The sequence below is a fragment of the Phytoactinopolyspora halophila genome (assembly GCF_003287285.1).
In the GTDB taxonomy this organism is placed as follows: domain Bacteria; phylum Actinomycetota; class Actinomycetes; order Jiangellales; family Jiangellaceae; genus Phytoactinopolyspora_A; species Phytoactinopolyspora_A halophila.
The window spans coordinates 64,660-82,284 of sequence record NZ_QMIG01000022.1 but is presented as its reverse complement, the minus strand read 5'-3'; the positions used below and the strand labels follow the sequence as shown (position 1 = coordinate 82,284).

The 17,625-nt window shown below is 56.6% G+C and carries 12 protein-coding genes, 1 tRNA gene and 1 pseudogene; all 14 read right to left on the bottom strand.

Annotated features, from left to right (window positions below; all coding sequences use genetic code 11):
* Positions 1-147 precede the first annotated feature (147 nt).
* Positions 148-2,007 (bottom strand): hypothetical protein, encoded by a 1,860-nt coding sequence (locus DPM12_RS22935; RefSeq protein WP_123788313.1) that lies wholly within the window; start codon positions 2,005-2,007, stop codon positions 148-150.
* A gap of 11 nt (positions 2,008-2,018) precedes the next feature.
* A complete protein-coding gene (locus DPM12_RS22930) occupies positions 2,019-2,981 on the bottom strand; it encodes a hypothetical protein (RefSeq protein ID WP_123788312.1) in 963 nt (320 codons plus the stop codon).
* A gap of 2 nt (positions 2,982-2,983) precedes the next feature.
* Positions 2,984-3,910 carry a hypothetical protein gene (locus tag DPM12_RS22925; protein WP_123788310.1) on the bottom strand — a complete coding sequence of 309 codons (927 nt, stop codon included), beginning with the start codon at positions 3,908-3,910 and terminating at the stop codon, positions 2,984-2,986.
* Complete coding sequence (locus DPM12_RS22920) at positions 3,910-5,208, bottom strand: hypothetical protein (protein ID WP_123788308.1); 1,299 nt, start codon at positions 5,206-5,208, stop codon at positions 3,910-3,912. The genes DPM12_RS22925 and DPM12_RS22920 overlap by 1 nt, the downstream gene beginning before the upstream one ends.
* Before the next feature lie 67 nt (positions 5,209-5,275).
* Complete coding sequence (locus tag DPM12_RS22915) at positions 5,276-5,512, bottom strand: hypothetical protein (protein ID WP_123788307.1); 237 nt, start codon at positions 5,510-5,512, stop codon at positions 5,276-5,278.
* Positions 5,513-6,109: 597 nt separating this feature from the next.
* Positions 6,110-7,039, bottom strand: a complete 930-nt coding sequence (locus DPM12_RS17670; protein ID WP_123788305.1) for a major capsid protein — start codon at positions 7,037-7,039, stop codon at positions 6,110-6,112.
* Positions 7,040-7,191: 152 nt separating this feature from the next.
* A complete protein-coding gene (locus DPM12_RS17665; RefSeq protein ID WP_112259671.1) occupies positions 7,192-7,707 on the bottom strand; it encodes a hypothetical protein in 516 nt (171 codons plus the stop codon).
* Positions 7,708-7,828: 121 nt separating this feature from the next.
* Positions 7,829-7,901, bottom strand: a tRNA-Asn gene (locus tag DPM12_RS17660).
* A gap of 45 nt (positions 7,902-7,946) precedes the next feature.
* A complete protein-coding gene (locus DPM12_RS22910) occupies positions 7,947-8,798 on the bottom strand; it encodes a hypothetical protein (RefSeq protein WP_123788303.1) in 852 nt (283 codons plus the stop codon).
* Positions 8,799-8,806: 8 nt separating this feature from the next.
* Positions 8,807-9,667: a hypothetical protein gene (locus tag DPM12_RS17650; protein ID WP_112259669.1), complete on the bottom strand. Its 861-nt coding sequence runs from the start codon at positions 9,665-9,667 to the stop codon at positions 8,807-8,809.
* Positions 9,668-10,387, bottom strand: a complete 720-nt coding sequence (locus tag DPM12_RS23970) for a lytic transglycosylase domain-containing protein (RefSeq protein ID WP_245951307.1) — start codon at positions 10,385-10,387, stop codon at positions 9,668-9,670.
* 105 nt (positions 10,388-10,492) lie between these two features.
* Positions 10,493-10,834 (bottom strand): annotated as a pseudogene (locus tag DPM12_RS24530) (M23 family metallopeptidase); the annotation flags it as partial.
* Positions 10,835-11,797: a hypothetical protein gene (locus DPM12_RS17640; protein ID WP_123788302.1), complete on the bottom strand. Its 963-nt coding sequence runs from the start codon at positions 11,795-11,797 to the stop codon at positions 10,835-10,837. It abuts the pseudogene before it with no gap.
* Positions 11,798-11,808: 11 nt separating this feature from the next.
* Entirely contained in the window at positions 11,809-17,376 is a 5,568-nt protein-coding gene (locus tag DPM12_RS17635; protein WP_123788300.1) for a hypothetical protein, read from the bottom strand.
* Between the last annotated feature and the right edge of the window lie 249 nt (positions 17,377-17,625).

The following is a 17,625-nucleotide window of genomic DNA, read 5'->3' as shown; positions in this document are numbered from 1 at the left end:
GGCGCCAAGGGGGGCAAGAACATATGCCACACGCTCGACCCAGCGTAACCGTGTTTCGTGATCGCTTTGAACTTTAAGGAAGTTGTCGATTTTCGTTTCTATGCTCGCGAGGCGCTCGGAGTCCGACTTCTCACCCACCCATACTCCTTAGTCGATTGTTCGCAGGGTGGCCAAGACAACTCCTCCGAAATTCGAATTAGTTCGAATGGGAGATGCCAGGCCGATATGTTCTGTACTTTCTACGATCACCGTGCGCGACTCACCGGTTCGAAAGTCACGGTAAAGCACGGGAGCGCTGCGTCTTTCCAGGCGCTCCAGTTCACGTAAGCGAGCCCACGCGAAACCCTTGCCTCCCATTTTGGCCCCGCTGGGGGCCATTTCTTGGTCATATAGCTTAAGTGGCAACCGAATAAGCGTGTGCTTTTTTCGTGGCGCCGGTAAGGCTCTAAGTTGATAGCCTTCAAATTGTGGGCCGGAAGTCGGGTCCAGGTTGTCGCGATTCAATTGAAGTTGAATCGATATCTTGGTAACCGGATGCCGAAGATGCAAATCGACCTCCTTGCTCCCGGACCACCCTCCTAGAGTGGCAACGGGGGCATAGGCATCTCTAGATGTGGCCGTTGAAATTCCCATAGACCCCGCACTCACGTCGCCTAGGATCATGGCGGAGCGGACGATCTTGTCCTCCAGAACTCCCCAACGAGAGAACCCAATGTCGATATAACCAAACCCCACGAGTTCGGTTTTATGCTGTCGTGCCGCGCCGGTGTTGGCGGCAGCCACGACAAGCTGCCCCCAGACCCATCCGAGGCCCAAAACATCGCCGCCCTCGTCGAGCTGGGCGTCGTGAGCCCACGCGAAACGCAGCCCTTCACCGGTTTGCACGCCGAGGTTGATCTTGCGAGTCAGGCCACCGGAAACACCAACCCAGGCATATCCCCAGCGGGCCGTGATGCTGTGTGCCTGCTCGTCGCCCCACAGTAATGGCCCTAGTTCTGCCTGGTCTCCGTCAGTGGCCGCGATGCGAAACCCCTCTGTGGTGCCAATCAGCAACAGGTCAGAATATGCTTCGAGGCACGTAATGCGTTCGCCGAGAGGCATTTCGATACGTACAGGAGCGCCTTCGACGGTTGGCAGCTCGCCTTGGGCGTCTACCGTGAACGCCACAACATGAGAGCGAGAGTTCGCCCCCCCGGCGGCCCAGACGGCGCCGGGGGTTTCGGCAATCCCGACCCAGCGCCAGGCATTCGACGGATTCTGGTGCACGACATAGCCATCTTCGTCAGCACTAATATCCCCCGCGTCGAGGGTGAGTTGAAGGATCCGTTCTTCTTGTGCCGCAAAGATCCGGTCTTTAACCCAGTAGGGTCTCAGGGGCCTTGAGGCTCCGGTTATAACGTCACTGACGGTGCCGGAGTCTCGCACACGGGAAATTCCCGCATCGTGCCCAACTACCCAAGACGAATCTGGAATCCGGGCGATTCCCTGGGGATTAGTGCCGTTTGGAGTAACCGATGTTACTGAACTTTCATCGATAATCCAGAAATCGCCACCATCACGATAGAGTGTGCGTCCCAGGCCGATGCCGACTGCTTCTAGGTCGTCGCCAGCGCCACTCTGGACCACCTCCATGCGGTGGAGTAGGCGTACGGCGTCTTCAGAGAACACATCGACTCCGCGAGAATCGATGAAGCGATTCTCGCTGCCCTCGCCGAGGATGGGCTCGCGGTACGTGATACCAGCACCACCAGCGAAATCGGATTGGGATCGTAGCCACCACCCTGCTAGCGATTGCTCGCCGACCACCCGGTCGGCGTCGAACTGGTCTTTCTGTGTCTGACCAGGCGCACGTTCGTAGGGCGTTTCGTCCGACACGGAGAGCAGGAATGGCAGATTTCCAATGGCCACGTCGGCTGGATTGCCCGTGATCCGGAAGACCGCATCATCTTGATCAGTTCGGCCGCCGATATCAAATGGTAGTGGTTCAGTGATATCCCACTCAACCATGGGTTATCACCTCACGGAACCGGTCGAAGAAGTGTCATGGAGAAACGATTGGCTCCGGCAGGAGCGGCATCAATTCCCAGCCCCCCACCAAACGTGTGGGAGATGTCGACATACACAAAATCGCCAGGGTCAAGCAAAACACAAGGAACGTCTACCTGAACGTTTGCGTCGTATGTGCCCGTGGTGGTTTTTTGGTACCGGTCGCGGCCAAGAATGACGATAGATCCACTCTGCGTTTGGCGCCGAATCCGCATGTATAGGATCCCGGTATTTCCTGAGTTCACTCGCCCCGTGACGATGGCGCCGATGCTGTATATGCCTCGTCCGGGACTAGTGCTACTCGTGCTAACACGAAGCGTTCCGCCGCCTTCGTCAATACCATAGGTAAGGCCGCCATCTACTCCGGGCGAAATTGAGCTGTCGATCCAGTTGGTAATTCGCAGCCAGTCGCCGCCACCGTAATAATTTCCGGTTTCTTTATAGAACACGCGAAAACCCAGTGGGGTGTGGGCACGATCATTTAACGCCTGGAGGTCAATAAGGCCATTGACGGCGCTTTGAGGGATATTCGAGAAACTATTCGAATTCCCTGACATTGATTTGTTGGTTAAGGTTGCTGATTGCGATGTGCCAACCACTGTGCCAGACGTTAGCCCATGTACTTGCGTTGAGGATTCTTCGTGCAGCCGCGACCATTGCAGGTCACGAGCCGTCACTTTGTGACGGACCGCAGTGCCCGCAGTATGTGGTAACGCAGCCGAACCATCTTGCTCACGGTCGACTGTCCACGTTGTGCCAGACGTAGACGTAACTGTGACAATTTCCTCTTCAGGCGTGTCTTCGGCAAGAACAACAGTAAATGGCGTCGAGGGGTAGCCTGTCGCGCTATCAACGCTAAGCGTAGTATCTGCCGCATCAATGTCTGCGGTAAGAGTCGCCGGAACGGCGACCGACGAATAGTTATGATCAACCATGGTTATCCCCGGAAGCTGACGCGTGTAGATACTTGCGTGCGCAGGCGTGACTGCTCTTCAGACAAATACTGTTGATGCAGCGCGCGATAATAGTCAGATACCTCGGCAGCAACTGGACGCTGCCCAGTCCGGTTGTACTCTTGACCTTGGGCCGAATCGTTCTCCAGCATGCCCAATGTCAGCGACGCTGCCATACGATGCAGCACGCCATATTTCACGGCAGGCCAGGCCGTCTCAGACAACCCTGTGTCAGTGAATTCGCCTTCAATGGGCAGCGCGCTAGGACGCGCCATGTACGTTACCTTCACTGGGCGCCCAGGAGTAATGTGTGGCAAAGTAATGCTCTTGCCGTTCTTGTAGTCCCGGGTGGGCGCTGTCGAGTCAAAGCTGTAGCGATCGATGTTCTCCCACGAACCAGTTGGGCCAACTGGCTTCCACTCGACTTCCAGTATGTCCGCCGTTTCAGCGGGAAGTTCGTAGGTACGTCGGACACCATCGGTTGTTAGTTCGGTGGTTCCTACAGCCCAGATCGTTGGAAAGACACTAGAAATAACGTCGTTTAGCTCATTGAGGACCGTCGATCGCGGGAAACGTGGAGCAAAACTTACCTCGGTGCCTTCAGGCCATGCGGCCGGAAAGGAGGCTCGATAGCCCCGCCCGTGCGGGGCAATAACACACTTATTGCTGTCGACACTTGTCACGTAAACAAGCTCAAATCCAACTTCGGCAATTCCCCGTGAAAAACCAGACAGATCATCGACATGCATCTGCAAATCGTTGATGTTCATGTTTCTGGTGAGAAACGACATTTGTCCTTGGTCGATCGTGTGTCCGCTAAGGTGACCAAGGATTTCCTCAACAAGCTCCTGGGTTGTGTACCGGGCGATGGAGACGGAAGGTTCAGCTGTTGTGGGAATAAACAATGGCATTACGCGCTAGCCTCCATAATCCCGGCATTCTTCAAGGCATCCAGAAGTTCGTTAACCTTGTCCCTGATCGTGGCATTGCTCGGAGTGGAGCCTGTGTCGAGATTCGCTACGTAAGTAGCGACATCATCCATAAGATTGGGCGCAGAGACCGTGCCATCACGTGCAACCGAAAAGACTTCCACATCATTATCAAATGCCTGAAATGATGCGAAAGATTGGTTATAACGCCATACCTGGACACGCCACTGATCAATTTCTGTAGCGTCACCGGTGAATGTATCTACTGCATCGACTTTAGCTGGCCTGACGCGGCCCCGAAACGTTCCATCGCGAACAACGACACCATTAGAAGAATCGTCGCCATCGAGGTCGATTCTTTGTGACGTACCATTAATGCTTGTAACGCCGTTAGCTTGGATGGAGAGCGTTTCTGCACCGTCATTTACGACACTAACTGCGGTTTGCTGTGGATCCTCATGTTCAACATTCAAGAATCCTGGCCGAAGAATCCCTTCTCGGGTAAAAGAGCTTGCATGATGACTGACGCGTACTTGGTCCCAATGTGCCCGAGTGAACTCTTGGAAAGAATTGTCTCTTGATGTGGTAAGACCCTCTTCTCCCAGTTCTGCGTGCTTATTGTCACCTGTTATGACCCTTACGGTTCCATATGGTGTGATATTGGCGGTTCTGCCAGAACCATCTTCAGGATCAAAGGTGTGCTCACCAGTGAATGTTTGAGGACCATCTAACGTGGCGTACCCATTAACAAGGCCATCGGCATATGCCTTAGTGGTATAGTGCTGAGCATGTGTGGGGTCGGCAGATGGCCCTTGCACATGGCCGTCTGCCAAACGGCGAGGAACCGTGTTCGCTACCACCGTGCCCTCGGCGTCAGATTGCTCAATCTCTACCTGCCCATCGGGCAGGCCTTCAGGGTCATAAACAATCGCATAGCGTCCTGCCGTTCCCGGAGCTACATCAGGGGTGAGCTGATGTGCTCGAGCCTGCTTGTCGACTTTGTTGGCCTCCAGGTCACTAATGGATGCATCAACGCCATCAACAGTTTCGACTACGCCAGGAATGTCGTCTGTGGCATCAGTAGATGCACTAACACGGACGTTGCCAGACTGGCCGTAATAGATAGTAGCCACGCCCTCGGGTCCCCAAACTGGACCCCACTCACCAAACTCATTGGTGGTAACTTCAGTAATTGGCTCATTGTTTTCGTCGAGCAGGTCGGTGATCTGTACTGCACCATCTGGATCTTCGAAAAACTGGATGGTCTCGTTGGGACGCACCCACACAAACCCGCCGTTTGGTGTCACGCTCGCGACGTACGAGTCGCCGGTGTTTCCAAACTTATATCTACGAGCCACTATCCTCCACCAATCTGTTTAGTGCGCCACAAAGTGTGAGGCCATTAGTGCCAGCAGCAGCGTTGGCCGCGCCTGCCTCGGTGAGGCCCTCTGTCATCGCATATACGTTCAATGCTTTTGCCAGAGAGCGCCCGGTAGTTCCGGCCAGCTTATTGGCGGCGCCGGTCTCGGTCAGTCCTTCGGTTCCGGCCAGTTCATTCAACGCATCGGCGACGGTAAGCGACATGCAACCTCCTAGAGCGTGCCAGCCGCATCTGCCCGATATGCCTGACCGGTTTCATTGCTGATATCAAGAGCACGCCGAATCTGCTTAGTGGAAATGCCATCCGGCATGATTCCCTGACGTCGGGCTGATCGGTATTCCTGAATCCGGTTGTCCCATTTCTTTTGCTGACTCAGATCTGCGCCATTTGCGGAGTTTGCCCACCCGATTTTCAAGCCTTTATTCCGGACACACTCCCCCCAGGTGGTGTGGTTTTGAGTGGGGCAACTCGAACTGCAATTACTCAACGGGGGCTACCTCATATCCAGAACTTTGGAGAAGTTCGGCCGTTTCGTTGTCTATCGTGTAGTGGAACCCACCAACGAAGAAATCTCGGCCCTCGACCCAGCCAGGTTGTGGTACGACCCAACGGGCATTCACGAATTCACCATCTTGAAGCACGACGGAGACACCTCGAATAAATGTGGCGCGCCGGACAACCCCGTTGGGGTCATTCACGAGGCGCTCGTCGTGCTCCTCAACGATTGGAGGGAAAAAGTGAAACACCATGCCTCCATAGAAAAGGGCGGCCCCGAAAGGCCGCCCTTTTACTCAGCGAGATTAGTTCTCAGCGGAACCGTGCTCGATCCTCCACAGGGGCTCCTGGCGGAAGATCGCGAAACCACCCTGGTAGTACCAGGTCAGGCCAATGTGGCGCCGCCACGGGTCGAATTCCGGCTCAAGACCGGCTCGCACCTCATCTTTGGTCCACTCAGCGAGCACATCTCGGCCGAAGATGAGCGTCTGGTGAACGTTGGCGCCGCCAGAGCCCGCACCCTCGAGCTTGCGTGCACGCGGGTGCACGATCCATTCGACGCCGCGATACCGACCCACGGAGCCCGCGTAGATTGGTGTGGTGTCGACCCGCTTATGCGGCTCGCTCCAGCCGAGCACGCCGGTGTCCTCCTGGAAGTCGATTGCGGTGTCATTGGACATGATGCCAACGAAGTCCGTGCCCTGCCACGGCATGGCGCTCGCGTCCCGCAACCGAGCCACGATCCGAGCGCTCACGCGGGAGGTGAGCGTGTGGTCAGACGTGATGTCTGTGCGGTTCACATCCGGGTCATAGCTGTCATTGACCAACCCGCCGGTGGTGACACCAACGACCTGGTTAAACGGCTGCTCGGTGTCCGTAACGCTATAGCCGTCGACTTCAGGGGAATGACCGCTTGACCGCCACTGGCGGCCATCGTAAAGCTGGTCGGCCGCAAGCGCGTCCATGGTGTCAGCCGCGTGTACGGTCATCTTCTGCACTAGCTGTTCATCCACAGGGATGTAGGCAGAATCACGCAGAAGCTTGGTGCGACCAATTCGTTTACCGTGTTCGGTAACGCGAATACGCACGTAGTACAACGGCTTGGCCTGTTGCTGATCAACCGCCACAACCTCATCGAGTACGTGGCGGTCTTCTGCCACATCCTCATACGCCTGTACCGGGATATAACCGACATTGGCGTTGTTGGTGGGCGACACCAGGCCAGGAGCGCTCACGAACTGGCGGAATAGAGGCTGCGAATGCAGCTCCCATCGAAGCAATTCATCCCACGCCGGGTGAAGTTGAACTTCACCAAACGCAGTCGTAGTGCTGTTAGGCTGGTTAGGCATTATTGCCCTTTCTTATTTGCGGAAAGGGCTTCTCACGATTACTGCGAATAGCCCTTTTCTCGAAGCTGTCGATACACTTCATCCCGGCTCATGCCAGGCTGGAGAATGGATTGAAGATCTGACTGGATTTCCTGATCCTTATTCGGCACATAAGCTCCAGGCTGGATCTCCTGAACGCCCTTCATCTTTTCGATTTCTTCAGCGGACAGGTTGGCCTCACCAGAAGGCTGCCGAGTATCGGCCTCATTCTTGTCAGTCGTTTCATTGACAGCAGGCGCGGCCCCAAAAAGGCCCTTGCGCTGCTCAACCCATGCATCCAGATCGGAAGCGTTCTTGGCGTCTTCCAGGAACACATCCGGAATTCCAGCGTTTTCGAGCTTCTCCTTGACGGCTGACTCCAGCTTCTCCTTCTTGAGTTCGTTGAGTTCCTCTTCCAACTGCTTAGCCTTCGTGGCTGCCTGCTTATGGGCAGCACGGAGATTCTTGAAGCCTTCAGAGGTTTCCTCGAACTCCTCGCCGTCAAAAAGATCGTCGTTTTGCTGGTTGTCGCTCATGCGACTACTCCCATCTAAATAGTTAGTTTACGCAGGCCAGAATTCGCACAATGGGGGCGTGCAAAAACGCTCCCGCTACCGGACTATTTCGCAAAAGGGGGCCGGTCGATCCCTTTTGGAGCTGACCACCCAGGAGTCGAACCTGGAACTCATTGATTAACAATCAACTGCTCTGCCATTTGAGCTAGTGGTCAATGTGAATGAACGGCGACATTTCAGAATGTCGCCGTTCAGAAACATCAGTTGAATTGGCGATCGCGGCCAAATGTGTCTGCGCCGGTACCACCAGAGCCAGAGAAGCGTGCGCGCTCCTGACTGGCAAGACGTGAACGACGCCGCCCGGCGTCGCCATCACCAGCGAACACTTCATCTTCCAGATCACGGAGGCCAATTTCTTCGATCGCGCCTCGTGTCTGGGACAGCAGTTCGGCTGTGGGCTGCACCTGCGAAATCAGGCCGAACCCTTCACGGGCTTCGTCGGGCGTAATGCCCAGCTCATACAGTCGTTCAGCCGCACTCTGCGACCCCGAACGGAAGCCCGCACGAATGCGTTCAGCTTCAATGAGCGTCGTGTCGACACGCCTCTGAAGCTCAGGTAGCGCCTTGTCGGGGTTCAGGTAGTAGGCCGCCATATCGCCCGTCCGAATTCCCAATCGGCGGGCAAGAACTTCACGCTGTTGCGGATCAACCGAGTTGGCCAGATTGCTGGCGCGTTCAGCGCGTTCCGCGACCTCATCAGGGGCCACATCCTGACCAATGAACTTATGAAAATCTTGCGGCTTGTCCCACAGGTTTGGCGGCACCCCTGCCTGACGCAATGCCTGTCGATACCCGCGCTCAGTGGCTAGATACTCTTCAGGCGAAAGAGCTGGTAGTCCGGCTTTGCGCCGCATATCGTTGCCCTTGAATCGCTCTTTCCACTCCGGGGTTTCCTGGAGTTGAAGGTATATCGCGTCTCTTCCGAGCCCTTCTTTGACGTAACGTACGATCCGGGGAGCCAAAGAGCCAAGATCGTAGGATTCAAACAACGTGATGAGTGCGGCGGCAGCATCACGATTTGCGCCTGAGAGATTTCCCCACAGGGATGCCATGCCTCACCTCACGCTATTTGACCAAACAACTGCAAAATCTCTCGACCCGCCGACATGAAATCGTCTTGAGCATTCTTCGTTCGCATCCATCGCTCATCGTTTCGGACGCGCGTTTCGAATTCCTGCATGTCCATGAGGCCATCACGTGATGTGATAGCCTTCTTGATAAGCGGGTCGTTAAGATCAGCCTCGGCTGGATTGATCTCCAGCAACTGAGCCATAGCATTCGTATATGGCTCAGCGGCTTCACGAACCGTCATACCGCGATCAATGTCATCAGCCAGGGCGCGGTACTTATTTCGAGCCTTGCCAGCGAAATAGTTCCTGGCATAATTCTCGTCCCACTTCCCATGGGCCATATTGGATACCATGGTGCGCCGGAACGAGTCAGAAATGTCGATTCCGAAGTCCTGTGACAGTTGCCGCACCATAGCCTCAGCGGCCCCCGCGTCGCCAGTAAGGGCCTTCCCCTTCTTCATGCGCTGCTCGACAGAGCCAAGGCCAGCGAGATGGTTACGAATTTGCGTTTCTGACCAGTTGTTCAGTAGCGCCATGTCGGCGGCTTTATGCAAAGCACCATCTTCGATTCCCCAGCCAAGTCCAGTTTCCCGGGAAACCCTGAACACCTCAGCGCGCACGCTCTCGCGGCGCGCCTGAAACTCGGCCGGATCCTGGTGCTTGAGAAGCAGATTCTGACGTTCAGATTCTGCTGTACTCTGATACCAGTCAGAATTCCGGATCTCTTGAGCAACCCTATCTGGTGCCCATTTTCCGTCACGGGCTTTCCGGAGAACGTCCATAATGCCAGCTTCACGGAAAAACCCCACGCTCATACCGGCAGCTTCTGCGATATCGCTCAAGCTCGCCATCTACAGTCCCATTCTTTCAAGGATGTTTTGCGCATATCCAGAAATCGACGGATAATCGCCTTGCGGTCGGTTCAACGCGCCGTTGTTGTACTTCAAAGCGCCAGGACCGGCGTACCAGGCGATGGCGGCGCCTCGCGCACCATATTGCCGGTAATATTTATGCAATTGATGACGTGCGACCGATTCCTGAATATTGGGATTGTTCAGAAACTCCTCGGTACTCACAGCTCGCCCGATAGCCTCACGGCTCCACGGGCCCACGTTGGATGGCATAATTTGGTACTTCCCCAGGGCACCGGAGCTTGCATTTCGAGCGTTATAATTGCCACCGGACTCCTGTTGCGCAATGGCTGACATCAATTGTGCGAACTCACCGCCGCCACCGGGCGCACCAACGGCGGCGTTGAACCCAGATGCCACGCCAGTTCCCTTGTTCATGGGAACGTTGTATGTGCGAGTCCACGGCCCACCAGCCGTTTGGGACATCATTTCTTGTTGTTCGGCCATGAGCCGTCGATGCCGCAGATGCTGTTCGCGAGTTTCGAAGAAGTTACGTTGCCGGTCAACGGCATCCGAAACGCCGGTGGGTACAATGTCTGGCCGCTCAACACCAGAACTAAGCCCCTGGCTACTGGCGTCGGCAAAACTGGCCTCCATTTCCTCTGCCCGCATGGACGCCAATACTTCTTGTGGATTACGGTACTGCACCACGTCAGGCATGTTTCGGATTTTCGCTGGCGCACTAGCGCCAGCGCCTATTCCGTAAGCGTGAGACGAAGGTTCATATTGGCCATTAGATTGCAGCCATGGCATCGGATCCACCTGCTGGCCATTACGCATGATTTCTAGATGCAGATGGGGGCCGGTGCTATTCCCCGTAGAGCCAACTTGACCTACTTGCATACCACGGTGCACTGGCTGACCTGGCCGTACGGAGGCGGCATTTAGGTGGGCATACATGGATTCAGTGCCGTCAAGGTGGCGAACACGCACCCGGTTGCCATATGCGCCACCAGACTCCACGCCGACGACCACGCCATCGGCTACCGCATAAGCCGGAGTTCCAGCAGGGGCCGCAAAATCTAAGCCAGTGTGCCCTTGAGCCCAATGCCGCCCCCGCTGGCCGAATGTCGCAGTCACCCGGCCATCTGGGACGGGCTTGAACATCTAGACTGGACTCCCTAGTGCTTGGATTATTCCTTGATAAAGGTCGGTGCCGATATACTGAATATCGGCTTCATCGCGGAATTCATCGTTGATGAACATCTCGGCAAATTCGCCAGGTTGTGGAGCACCACCCTCCTGGGTGGTTTCCGTAACCGTTGCCTCGCCATCCTCGCCAGGCGTCACGGTGCGCTCTGTCACTTGTGGCGAGCCACGTTCCTTCTCGTTGAGTGCCTCAACGAACGCTTGGACCTCTTCCTCCGACGGGTCACGTCGGAGGATTCGCTGCATGGCAGATCGAATAACCGTGCCAGCGGTATCAGGGTCCGTCAGTGAAATAACCTTCTGAATGTCACGAGAAACCTCAAGTTCAGCCTTTTCGGCTTCTTCGCGCTCAAGTTCTGCGTTGGCAGCTTCCTGCTCAATCCAATGCCACGGATCAATCGGGTCAGCGCCAACCGCGTCAGCAGCCTCCATCTGATCGACGCCCAGGTTCCACACCTCAGCTACTTCGCTCGGTGTGGGATCCCGGTCAAGCCCAAGAATGCGTTGCGTCAAATCACGCAAACGCTTTTGCTCGTCGGCGAACTCCGAACGAGCAGCATCGAGCTCAGGCGGTGTGCCGGTAGTGGACGGTTCAACCTCGGGCCGCAAGGGCGGACCCTCGTGCTGGGTTGATTGCCCCATGAGATCGGCCATTGGCCCAGGCCGCAAGCTTTGATCTTGCGGTGGCCCAGCCTGACCATGCTCAACCAAGTTTCTCATGGGACCAGGGAACAGGCCAGAGGCGCCGGACTGCTCCAGCATCTGCTGGATTTCCTGCCGACGCCTCTGCCAGTACTCCCGCATTTCCTGGAAACGCCCCCCAGGACCGCCCGGGGCGGTCCCCTGGCTCACGCCAGTTGTCCACTGCTCCAGCAGCGGGTTGTTGGTGGCCAACTCGCCGCCGCCGAGTTGGTCCTGCACAAAAAGAGACATTATCCAGATCCCATGGTTAGTTTGTGGCGCTCAAAGAACCTTGAATACACATCAGCAAATTCAAGGTTGCGGCTCGTCAAATCCGCGATAGCGGCTTCCCAAGCAACTGCCAGATCACGATTCTCCTGTGCCTCAATGTTGCGGGAGCCACCCATCATCGATCTGGCATCCAGTTCTGCCGCAAAAGCATCATGGAGCTGAAGGTACTCGGTGATACCGGCCCAGTCGGGCCGATACTCTGGATTGGGGGCGCGCCCTTCGTCAATCAACTGGCGTACCTGGTTGACCGTGCGGTACCCCTTGCCAGTGTCAAACGCCGAATAGTCCTCTTCCCAGCCCGGGTACTTCTGCTTGAGATGGGAGACGAATCGCTGCTTGGCCAGTTGCAGGTCCTCAGCACCTGTTCGCTGAATTGAGCCAGCGACCTCTTCACCACTGACGTTCACATCAGTGATGCCCCTGGCCACCAACTCTTGCTTGATGGCCTGGTCGAACTGGTTATATTCAGCCCAACCTTGAGCACGTTCTGATTCAGCAATCACTTCCTGGCCACTCATGCGTTCACGATGACCGGAATCTTGCTGATGTAGATACGACTCGTAGGTATAGTCGCCGTTAAACACATCCATTCCAGTGAACAGCAACGCGAGATCAGGATTGTCCTCAATGACGTCCTTGTTGGCTTCGTAAGCCTTCACTGCATCCGACGTAGCGGGAAGGCCGGTGCCGTTCTCGCTGGTGCCGCTCCACCAAACCCAGGCATCTTCACCATATTCTTCGGCAAAGAGCGTCAGAAGCTCACCTTCTGACGCGTTTGGATTTTCATCGCGGATCCGGCGAGCCGCCTGAATGAAAAACGACGCCGATTCGTTCATGCTCGGTACCCCAGTCTCAAGGGTGAACGAGCCCGGTGACGCGAAACGGCCCATGGCGTGGAACAACTGTAGTTGTTGTGCCATTTGCGTCGACTGTGACTCCGAGGGCTCCGGCCCAACCTGACCATTCGAGCGCCATTCATGAATGCGTGCTCGATGATAGTTAGCGGCAAAGCTTTGGAACACGGGGTCCTCAACGCCAGCCATCCAGCGATGCACTGACTGCTGCCAGCCAGCAGGCATAATCATGTCGTAAATGTCTGTTGGTCCAACAGGCATCAACCATTTATGAGTGAACTCCGAAAAGGCGTTCTCATCAACCAGCCATGGCTTCTCCTTATACAGCTCACTTACCGGAAACTGCACAAGAGGACCGGCTGGCACCATCCAAGGCATGTTGCCCTGCATGATGGCATTCAGGCTGTTCTTGTTGACGTTGACCCCATCGAGATACTGCAAGGATTCTCGATCAATTCCTGGCAGCAAACCAGCAACATCCTTCACCCCATCTGGCATGGGGATAATGATATTGTTCAGGTCGCCGTGATCCGGATCGTCTTTATTCCGGCCTTCATCATCAACGAATTCGAGAAAGAACAACTCATCGAAGCTTTGCCAGCCCTGACCCCACACGCGGAAGGCGTTGTGGGGTCGCTCCATGGCGATGGTGGCCCACCGGGCCATAGTTTCTTGCCATGCAGCCATGAACGGCGACACAAACCTAAACATGTGGTTTAGGTCCGTGCTGTCGGCCAACGAGAACAAGTACCGACGAACTTGGCCCAACGCATACTCTCGGGCTTGGCGTTCGGCGAATTCCATAACCTCGCCGCTCGGCCGACCCTCGTCGGCCGAATCCACGATGCGCCGCAACCGGGCCTTATATTGGTCCCGGAAGAACGGTTGGCGCGCCACCATGTCAGTGGGCATAACCGCCAGAGCGTCGTAGATCTTGTTGACCAGCCGAGTAACCAGTCCAGCCTGTGGCCCTTTGCCGAAGACCGTCTGAATGGCTCGTTCGTCAAGATATCCCGGTACGCTACTCGGATTGTCTTGCATCCGTAGCCAGATCTCATCTGAGTCAATCTTTTGGCCAGCGCGCACTTTCTGTCGCAGCGCTTCGTCTGGCAAGAGATCGTTGAGCATTTGCTCAATCTCATCGGTCCACTTCTGCGGGTTGGCCGCCTTGTGTGGCACTCGCCGACCCTGACGACGCCCCTCTGGGGAACGAAGCCATTTAACAAAATCGTCAGTCGTTTCAGAATCCAAATAACGGCGGATAATCGGGTCAGGAAGGATCTCCCTGTTGATGATTTCCGACGCCAATTCAGCATGCCCGCGACCATCGGCCGTCTGTGTACGACGACCGCGCATAATCTCGCCACGAACCTGCGCCGCGTTCAGCTCTCCCCCAAACGCGAGTGGCTTCCAGGCATCTTCGCTTGACGACGACAGCGGAACGAACATGTCACCGGCGCCCGGTTCACCGGGCGCACCAAATTCGACTTCCTCGTCCTGGCGCGTCCAAATGCTGACGCGGTTTGTCATAGCACGCGGAGTCACCTGATCGATAGGCTTCCATTTGGCACCCTGACGCCCCACGGTCATGCGCCAACCATCAGATGTCTTCTGCACAAGTACCGCGCCGTCTTGATGCGAAAGACGATCTGAGTGCTCCCGAGCAAACCGGGCAATCTGAGCAGCCGTGGGGCGGCTGCTCATCGTCACGGCATCGGAAAGACCGAAGTCATGAACATTGTTGGCGTTGACCTTTTTGCTGCGTGCAGCGTCGAACGCGAACGTGTCATCGTCTTTTAGCCAACGCTCGATGCTACCTACGATGGACGGTTTACGGACCTTGCCGCGTGCACGACCGTTGGCTTGAGCGTGCAGCAAGGTCCGTTCGTAAGCGTCCACGCCTTCGGTGCGCTCGTCAATCGAGCGCATGCGCACATCATCAACTCTAGCTGCCGATGGGTCGACGCCCTTCACAACATCCTGGTTGCGACCCTGCCACCGCTTGCGGTCATAAACGTTCAGCGGGACACGACCATAGTTTGCGACTCGCTTTCCAGCACGCGCCATGAGCTGGGCAGCACCAATACCCATATTGCCGATCATCGTGAACGGCTGTTCGGCCATTGAAAGGGCGCGAACACCATCATCCGAAATGTTCCGAATGGGGTATCCGAGACGGAACAACACCGAGGGCTTCCAGTACATATGGAAGTATTCAAGTGCTCGCGTAGCCGCATCCCCGCCTTCACCAAGGAGGTTGCGGATGCCGCCAGAATGGCGTTGCAACAGTGAATCCAAGGCCCTCAAGTCGGTGCCGAAGTGATGATTTTTAAGTTGCGTCACCGACAGCGGCATGTCCATCATCACGAGGTCAGACCCATCACTGACCTCGATTTGCCCTATCGGGGCATCTGGATCGGCGTCCCGCCCGCGCGTCTCGACGTATCGGCGCTCAATGTCGCCCCAGAGCTGTTGCTTGCGATTCTGGAGGTCGCGAGCGATTATCAAAGCTTGCTGCGGTGTTAAGCCATGTTTGGTGGCAACAAGTTCGACGCCAACTGCGTCTATTTCTTCAGCAACGCGACGACGCTCGACGTCGTTGTTGGCCCGCAGCATGCGATTAGACATGCTGCGCTGCAAAGCCTCAAACCGCTCCACACCCATGTGCGACTGGATTGCCCCCACGCCAGCGTAGACCCGCATCTGATCGAAATAGCGTTCAACCGACTTGAAACCTTCATCTGGCCGATGCAGGTCGAGTACACCGGGGCGACGACGAATCCAGCCAGGGGCTGGCTTCATAATCGACGCACCTACGTTATTGGCCTTGTTGGGCCGGAAGATGCTGGTGCGTACATCACTTTGTGCCGGATCGGTCATCAAACCGATCCGAGCTTCTGAACGGCGATCCAGCAGGCGATTAGGGGCTGATCGTCCCGCACCAGGCACCAGTCGCAGAGGCGACTCCGCAGCCTTTTGCGTCACATCATCGAGCCACATGTGATAGCCCGTGAATCGCTCCAGGCGCGTACGTAAGTCTGTCGCCCACTCAGCCGACTCGCGCGCCGTAAGGGCGCGCGCCTGGATGGTGTCCCGCAGTTGCCTGGTGGCTTCAGACGTGACGCCCTGTGGAGTCGTATCCCACACCACACGCTGGCCTACGAGATCGAACGACTTCTCGCCGTCACCAACGACATTCAGGCGCCCCCTGTTGCGGTTAACCCGTACGTCCCGGAATTGCCGACCGCCAGAGTTGGTGACGAGGTTAGAGATTTCATCGCCAATGCGAAGCGCCTCTTCCTCAGAGGCGCGAGCTACTTCGGCTAGCGTGTTGTTGCGGGTCGTGCCCATGCGGGCAACATCCTCGACAAGCTCCTGACCGCGACGTCCGCGCGACATAAGCTTGTCAATACTTCGCTGATCTCCTAGTGAAACACCCAGGAATGCGCGGAACAGCTCGTCGTCATGCTCATTAAGGAACTCACCCGTACGCGTGTCAATGCGTTTAGCACGAGCCGCTTCCGCGAACACGGCAGCCGAGTCAGGACGCATCGCAAACGCCTGCTCGCGACGAATCAAATCGGTCTCATCCAGCGAGCCTGCGCGCACTTCGTCAGCAAGGTTGTTAATGCGCTCTCGCAGCGCCAGCGCACGCTGGCCCGCGATGTCGGTGCGGCGAACGTGCATGCGCTCTAAGCGCCGTGGGGAGGCGGTGACGATCTCGGTCATGCGGCGCTCCTGGCGCCGCGTCATGTTGGCCAGATCGCCACGGTAAACACCGCGAGCAACGCTGATGCCCTTACCGGCGATGACCGCTGGGTCGAAGTAGAAGGCTTTGATGAAATCAAGCGCACCGGAAGAGATGTTATACAACGCGCTCTCGTCGCGCACTTCCTGGTAGGCCGCATCGAGTGGCCTGCCCATTTCGTCGAAACCTTCGCGGTATGCTTCAAGGGTTTCATCAGTGGCGTTTGAAAACAGGTCGTCTTCGAGCCAAATCGGGTCGACTAATGCCTGCCCGGCGGTTACGTTCTCGCTGAGCTCCCAGGCTTCACCGATGTTTTCTGGCGAGAAGCGAGCCAGCGGGTCCCAGCCACGTTCATCAGCGACAGTTCCAGACAGAACAGCCGTTGACAGCGACCGATCGATGATTTCTGCTGTGTGAGTGTAGCCATCCCAGAAGGCAGTTCCGGCATCGCCCATCGTGTCGTAGGCGCTGTCCACAGCGTTGTTCAGGGCTGAGTTGGCATCCTCTCCGAGGATGCGCTCCCCCAGCCAGCGCGAGCCAGCTTGCAACCCCTTCCAGCCACCGCTGATGCCGGTTCCAACGGCATCAGCGGTCTTGCCGAACGCACGACCAGTCCACGTGGCGGCCCCCTGGAGGGGGCCGAGCCAACTTGGGGCTTCCCACCCCTTGTTCTCCCCGATTTGACGACCAGCCTCAGTGATGGTCTGGTGAATCTGCATCAAATTTTGCCGGGCAATTTCGGCACGATCCTGAACATCCACCATCGTCGTCATCGAGTTGACGACCTGATCATGCTCTTGCGGCGAAGGAATGGTGGAGGTGCCCACATCCGCCGCCAGGCCATAATCGGGTTCGCGACTCGTGCGCCCCGACGTGGCTCCGGCTGCGCGCCCCGTGCGCTCTAGCCACCAATCCCGCTGACTCATTGCCTCAGTTGTCCTTCCAGTTGCCGAACCATCTGACGTGTAGCGTTGCTCGTGCCAGGCATTGACGCCAGGCGCTTGAATAGTTGTAAATGCTGACCGACCATGAGCACGTCTTCGTCAGCGCCAGGTGGCCGCTCGTTCGGATCGAACTGAGCGCCCGATGTGACTGGCATTTCCGGATGCTGGCTTTCGGCCTCAAGTGGCACGATGGACGACGTGTCAACCTGCGGGTGACCCCTCTGGTCGCCC

Coding starts and splice junctions, on each gene's coding strand:
- DPM12_RS22935 (WP_123788313.1), bottom strand. CDS start 2,007: ATGGTTGAGTGGGATATCACTGAACCACTACCATTTGATATCGGCGGC.
- DPM12_RS22930 (WP_123788312.1), bottom strand. CDS start 2,981: ATGGTTGATCATAACTATTCGTCGGTCGCCGTTCCGGCGACTCTTACC.
- DPM12_RS22925 (WP_123788310.1), bottom strand. CDS start 3,910: ATGCCATTGTTTATTCCCACAACAGCTGAACCTTCCGTCTCCATCGCC.
- DPM12_RS22915 (WP_123788307.1), bottom strand. CDS start 5,512: ATGTCGCTTACCGTCGCCGATGCGTTGAATGAACTGGCCGGAACCGAA.
- DPM12_RS17665 (WP_112259671.1), bottom strand. CDS start 7,707: ATGAGCGACAACCAGCAAAACGACGATCTTTTTGACGGCGAGGAGTTC.
- DPM12_RS22910 (WP_123788303.1), bottom strand. CDS start 8,798: ATGGCATCCCTGTGGGGAAATCTCTCAGGCGCAAATCGTGATGCTGCC.
- DPM12_RS17650 (WP_112259669.1), bottom strand. CDS start 9,667: ATGGCGAGCTTGAGCGATATCGCAGAAGCTGCCGGTATGAGCGTGGGG.
- DPM12_RS23970 (WP_245951307.1), bottom strand. CDS start 10,387: ATGCCTGACGTGGTGCAGTACCGTAATCCACAAGAAGTATTGGCGTCC.
- DPM12_RS17635 (WP_123788300.1), bottom strand. CDS start 17,376: ATGAGTCAGCGGGATTGGTGGCTAGAGCGCACGGGGCGCGCAGCCGGA.